The following is a 3,421-nucleotide window of genomic DNA, read 5'->3' as shown; positions in this document are numbered from 1 at the left end:
GCGAAGGCGCTCAATCCATAATGACCTGTCATCCCGGCTTCATGCCGGGATCCAGGAGCGGCAAGCTCGGTGCAAGCGGCCCCTGGATCCCGGGACAAGCCCGGGATGACGGTTCTTGTTTGGAAGACGCGCGAATTCGATGACTAATGAGGACACCTCATCCAGAAAACGTCTCGATCAGTTGCTGATCGAGCGCGGGGTTTTCGCGTCGCGTGCCAAGGCGCGGGCGGCCGTCGAGGGCGGGCTCGTCCATGTCGACGGCAAGCTCGTCACCAAGGGCGCGCAACTGGTCGGCGCGCATGTTGCAATCGACGTCGATCCCTCGGCGTATCTCTATGTCTCGCGCGGCGCGCTGAAGCTCGAACATGCACTGAAGAGTTTTGCGATCGATCCCAAGGGGCTCGATTGCCTCGATATCGGCGCGTCGACGGGCGGCTTCACGCAGGTGTTGCTCGCGCATGGCGCGCGGCATGTGACGGCGGTCGATGTCGGGCATAGTCAACTGGCGGCGGAGCTTGCATCCGATGCGCGGGTCACGTCGCTTGAGAATCTGAATGCGAAGGATCTGACGGCGGAACATCTGCCGCATGGCGCCGATCTCATCGTCGCCGATGTGAGCTTCATCAGCCTGACCAAGGCGTTGCCGGCGGCGCTGGCTCTCGCGGCGACGGGTGCGACGCTCGTCGCGCTCATCAAGCCGCAATTCGAGGTCGGCAAGGGCAAGGTCGGCAAGGGCGGTATCGTGCGGGACACGGCGCTTCACGCCGAAGCCTGCGAGACGGTGACGGCATGGCTTGCCGCGACGCCCGGCTGGCGCGTCCTCGGCGTGACCGACAGCCCCATCGAAGGCGGCGACGGCAACAGGGAATTCCTGGTTGCCGCAAAAAAGGAAAAAGAGTGACCGACCTATCGGTAAGAGAACTTGAAGTGACCATCTCCTCGCTCGGGCATCTGGGCGACGGCGTCGCCGAAACGCCATCGGGAGAAGTCTTTGTGCCTTTCGTGCTGCCGGGCGAGCGCGTGCGCATTCGCGAGAGCGGCGAGGGGCGGGCGGAGCTTCTCGGCATCGTCACGCCGTCCGCATCGCGGGTGAAGGCGCCTTGTCCGCATTTCCGGCAATGCGGCGGCTGCGCGCTGCAACATGTCGAAGCGTCGAGCTATGCGGCGTGGAAACGGGCGCAGGTTGCGGCGGCGCTGGGTTCGCGCGGTATCGAGGCCGAGGTCGAGCCGCTCGTCGCGGCGCAATTCCGCAGCCGGCGGCGCGCGACATTCGCGGCGACGCGGACGAAGAAGGGCGTGACGCTCGGCTATTACGGGCGCGCGAGCCATACCATCGTCGCGATCCGCGAATGTCCTCTGGTCGTGCCGGAGATTGAGCGGGCGCTCGAAGGGCTCGCGCATCTCGTCGAGCCGGGCCTGTCGCGCAAGGGCCATGCCTCCGTCGCAGTGACGTCGACCGAAACCGGCCTCGATGTCGGTGTGAGCGACGCGAAGGAGATGGATGGGCCGCTGCGGGCCGAGCTCGCGAAACGCGCGGCCGGTATCGATCTCGCGCGGCTCACATGGAACGGCGACATGATCTCCGAACGGCGTATTCCGGTCGTGACGCTTTCCGGCCTCAAGGTCGCGCCGCCGCCGGGCAGTTTCCTGCAGGCGACGGCGGATGGCGAGGCGGCGCTGGTGCGGCTCGTGCTTGAAGCCGTCGGCGAGGCAAAGCGCGTCGCCGATCTCTTCGCCGGCTGCGGCACCTTCACGGCGGCGCTGGCGAAGACGGCCTCGGTCCTCGCCGTCGAAAGCGAGAAGGCGCAGACGGCGGCGCTCGACCGGGCGTTGCGCGAGCAGGGACCGGCGCTCGGGCTGAAGCCGGTCGAACTGCTGATCCGCGATCTCTTCCGCCGGCCGATCCTGCCCTCGGAGTTGCTGAAGATTGAAGCCGTGGTTTTCGATCCACCGCGGGCGGGCGCCGCCGCGCAGGTCGAGCAACTGGCGAAATCGGAGGTTCCAACCATCATCGGCGTGTCATGCAATCCGGCCACCTTTGCGCGGGATGCGAGGACACTGATCGATGGCGGTTATGAACTCATCCGCGTTACCCCTGTGGACCAATTCCTCTGGTCGCCGCATATTGAACTGGTCGGCGTCTTCAGGAGGAGATGACGGGATGGCAGGCCCCTTGTCGCGCATAGGCTATGGCGTCCAGCAGGGCGCGCGGGTCGCGTGGTATGTCGGGCATTATCTCGCGATCCATCGCATGCGCGGGCCGCTGGTGCCGCCGGGGGAGAAGCCTGTCTCGGTCAAGGGTAAGGTGCCGGGTTGGCAGGGTCTCGTCGCGGGGATGCGCGCGCTTTTCGAGCAGGACTGGAAGAATATCGAGGCGGGGCTTTACCGCGCGCCGGAGGGATTGCTCGCGCCGTCGGAAGCCATCGCGACGAGCCTTCGTTTCTTTCGCGATGCGCGCAAGGTCGATGAGCGACGCCTGTCGCGAAAGCACTCAGAGGTTCTGACGCCGGAGCTGCGCGAGAAATATCCGCGCTATTACCTCCAGAATTTTCACTATCAGACGGGCGGCTGGTTCTCGGAAGAATCCGCCAAGCTCTACGACACGCAGGTCGAGGTGCTGTTCAGCGGCACGGCGGATGCGATGCGCCGTCAGGCGCTGGTGCCGCTGGCGCAAGCCTTTGCGGGGCGCGACCAGCGCGGCCTGCATCTCCTCGACGTCGCTTGCGGCACAGGCCGCTTTCTCGAAGATGTGACGGAGAATTATCCGCGTCTCAACGTCACCGGGCTCGATCTCTCGCCCGCCTATGTCGGCGAGGCGCGGATACGGCTCGCAAAGCGCCGCGCGGCGACGCTCGTCGAAGCGAATGCGGAGACGATGCCGATTGCCGACGCCTCGCAGGATGCCGTCACCTGCATCTATCTCTTCCACGAGCTGCCGCCCAAGGTGCGCAGGATCGTCGCGGCCGAGATCGCGCGAGTGCTGAAGCCGGGCGGCGTCGCGATCATCGTCGATGCGCTGCAGACAGGCGACCGCCCGGACTATGACGGACTTCTGGAGTTCTTCCCCGTCGGTTTTCACGAGCCTTATTTCGGCTCTTATCTCGCCGAGGATTTCGCGGCGCTCTTTGCCCGAGAAGGGCTCGTCTTCGACGGCGCCGTGCCGGCCTTTCTCTCGAAGGTCATGACGTTCCGGAAAGAGGAAACCCGATGACCAGCCTTGTCGCGCGCTATGTCGTCTTCGCCCTTTGCGTGGCGATCACGCTTCTGACGTTGCCCTTCCTCGGCATGGTGCACTGGCTCTGGATCGTGACGCTTGTCGCGGGCTTTCTGTCGATTGTGGGTGTCTACGATCTCCTGCAGACGCATCATGCGGTGCGGCGCAACTATCCGGTCATCGGGAACATCCGTTATCTCGTCGAGG

Annotated in this window: 3 protein-coding genes and 1 pseudogene; all 4 read left to right on the top strand. The window is 65.1% G+C overall.

Features of this window, described 5'->3' with window-relative positions:
• The first annotated feature begins 139 nt into the window (after window positions 1-139).
• Window positions 140-901 carry a TlyA family RNA methyltransferase gene (locus VMR03_RS00760; RefSeq protein ID WP_325401291.1) on the top strand — a complete coding sequence of 254 codons (762 nt, stop codon included), beginning with the start codon at window positions 140-142 and terminating at the stop codon, window positions 899-901.
• Window positions 898-2,157, top strand: a complete 1,260-nt coding sequence (locus VMR03_RS00755) for a class I SAM-dependent RNA methyltransferase (RefSeq protein WP_325401289.1) — start codon at window positions 898-900, stop codon at window positions 2,155-2,157. Before VMR03_RS00760 ends, VMR03_RS00755 begins: the two co-directional genes overlap by 4 nt.
• A gap of 4 nt (window positions 2,158-2,161) precedes the next feature.
• A complete protein-coding gene (locus VMR03_RS00750) occupies window positions 2,162-3,211 on the top strand; it encodes a class I SAM-dependent methyltransferase (protein ID WP_325401287.1) in 1,050 nt (349 codons plus the stop codon).
• Window positions 3,208-3,421, top strand: a pseudogene (locus tag VMR03_RS00745) (FMN-binding glutamate synthase family protein); the annotation flags it as partial. The gene VMR03_RS00750 and the pseudogene VMR03_RS00745, both read left to right, overlap by 4 nt.

It is taken from the genome of Parvibaculum sp., from assembly GCF_035511255.1.
GTDB lineage: Bacteria > Pseudomonadota > Alphaproteobacteria > Parvibaculales > Parvibaculaceae > Parvibaculum.
Note: the sequence above shows the minus strand (reverse complement) of the source record. Positions and strands in the feature narration are given on the sequence as shown.